The 2,033-nt window shown below is 72.2% G+C and carries 1 protein-coding gene and 1 pseudogene; both read left to right on the top strand.

From position 1 onward, the window contains the following. Positions 1–201 precede the first annotated feature (201 nt). Positions 202–1,308: a glutamate 5-kinase gene (proB, locus tag OJI97_RS02200; RefSeq protein ID WP_297660688.1), complete on the top strand. Its 1,107-nt coding sequence runs from the start codon at positions 202–204 to the stop codon at positions 1,306–1,308. A gap of 17 nt (positions 1,309–1,325) precedes the next feature. Next, positions 1,326–2,033 (top strand): annotated as a pseudogene (locus tag OJI97_RS02195) (NAD-dependent epimerase/dehydratase family protein); the annotation flags it as partial.

Genomic DNA, 2,033 nt, shown 5'->3' with positions numbered 1-2,033 from the left:
CATTCATCCAGCGCTGAGAGAATGGATCCCGGATCAAGTCCGGGATGACGAGAGTCTGAAAGAGACCGGGATCGGCCATCCTAAGCCCCTCCTCTTTAGAGGAGGGGATGGGTTAGGGCCGTTCCCCATCCCTGAACCGCCATTGCGTCTGACAGGACATTCGGATTGGCGTAGGGCCATCTCCGCGCTATCGGCAGCGCCATGATCCTGTTCGCCCCCACCGCCTGCCCGCGCCTGATCGTCAAGATCGGATCGGCCTTGCTCGTCGATCCGGACGGCGCGGTGCGGCGCGCGTGGCTGGCGGGGATCGCCGCCGACATCGCCGAACGGACGAAGGCGGGGCAGCAGATCGCAGTGGTCTCGTCGGGGGCGATCGCGCTCGGCGCGCGGCGGCTCGGGCTCGCCAAGGGCGGGCGCGCCAGCCTGGAGGATGCGCAGGCGGCGGCCGCGACCGGACAGATCGCGCTGAGCCAGGTCTGGGCCGAGGTGCTCGGCGCCGAAGGGCTGACCGCGGCGCAAATGCTCGTGACGCTGGGCGACCTCGAACATCGCCGCCGCTACCTCAACGCCGCGGCGACGCTCGACCGGCTGCTCGGGCTCGGCGTGGTGCCGATCATCAACGAGAATGACAGCGTCGCGACCGAGGAAATCCGCTTCGGCGACAACGACCGGCTCGCCGCGCGCGTCGCGCAGGCGGCGGGCGCGGGCGGCGTCGTGCTGCTGTCCGACATCGACGGCCTCTACGACCGCAACCCCGCGCTGCCCGGCGCCAATCACATCGCGCGGGTCGAGCGGATCGACGGCGCGATCGAGGCGATGGCCGACACCGGCTCGGCGTCGGGCATGGGATCGGGCGGCATGGTGTCGAAGATCGCGGCGGCGCGCATCGCCAATGCGGCGGGCGCGCACCTCGCCATCGCGTCGGGTCGGATCGAACGGCCGCTTTCGACCGATGCGCGCCACACCATCTTCGTCGCCGAAAAGGGCGCGAGCGCGCGCAAGGCGTGGCTCGCGGGCGGGCTCACCGCCAAGGGGCGCCTGACCATCGACGCGGGGGCGGTGAAGGCGCTGCGCGGCGGCGCGAGCCTGCTCGCCGCGGGGGTCACCGCCGCGACCGGCGCCTTCGTGCGCGGCGACATCCTCGACATCGCGGGGCCCGACGGTCGCACCGTCGCGCGCGGCCTGTCCGAATATCCGACCGCCGACGCGACCGCCATCCTCGGCCTCGGCCGCGAGGCGCAGGAGGCGGCGCTCGGCTATGCCCCGCGCGCCGCGATGGTGCACCGCGACCATATGGTGCTGCTGTGACGGCGCCGGTGCTGGCGATGACCGGCGCGACCGGCTTCGTCGGCAAGGCGACGCTACGACAGGCGGTCGCCGCGGGCTGGCACGTCCGCGCCCTCACCCGCCGCCCGCAGGACGCGCGCGAAGGCGTCACCTGGATCGCGGGCGCGCTCGACCGGCCCGAAGCGCTCGCCGACATGGCGGCGGGCAGCGATGCCGTGATGCACATCGCGGGGGTGGTGAACGTGCCGACGCGCGCCGATTTCGAAGCGGGCAACGCAGTCGCGACCGCGAATGTCGTCGAGGCGGCGCGCGGCGCGGGGGTGCGGCGCTTCGTCCATGTCTCGTCGCTCGCGGCGCGCGAGCCCGGCATCTCCAACTATGGCTGGTCGAAGGAACGCGCCGAAAGAGTCGTCGAGGACAGCGGGCTCGACTGGACGATCGTGCGCCCGCCCGCGGTGTTCGGCCCCGGCGACACCGAAATGCTCGATCTGTTCCGCATGGCGCAGCGCGGGCTCGCGCTCGTCCCGCCGGGGCGGATGTCGGCGATCTATGTCGAGGAGCTGGCGCGCCTGCTCATCGCACTCGCCGCCGACCGCGCGGCGAGCATCGGACAGATTTATGAGCCCGACGACGGCCGCGCGGACGGCTGGACTCACGGCGATTTCGCGCGCGCGGTCGGCCGGGCCGTGGGGCGCGCGCGATTGTTGTAGAGCAGGATGCGACCGTCCAGATTGCACACGACGACC

The sequence above is a fragment of the Sphingopyxis sp. genome, from assembly GCF_025869345.1.
Classification (GTDB): domain Bacteria; phylum Pseudomonadota; class Alphaproteobacteria; order Sphingomonadales; family Sphingomonadaceae; genus Sphingopyxis.
The sequence above is the reverse complement of the archived record's forward strand: the minus strand, read 5'-3'. Positions and strand labels throughout refer to the sequence as shown.

Excerpts from the sequence above, each read along its gene's own strand:
- proB (WP_297660688.1), top strand. The coding sequence starts at position 202 with ATGATCCTGTTCGCCCCCACCGCCTGCCCGCGCCTGATCGTCAAGATC.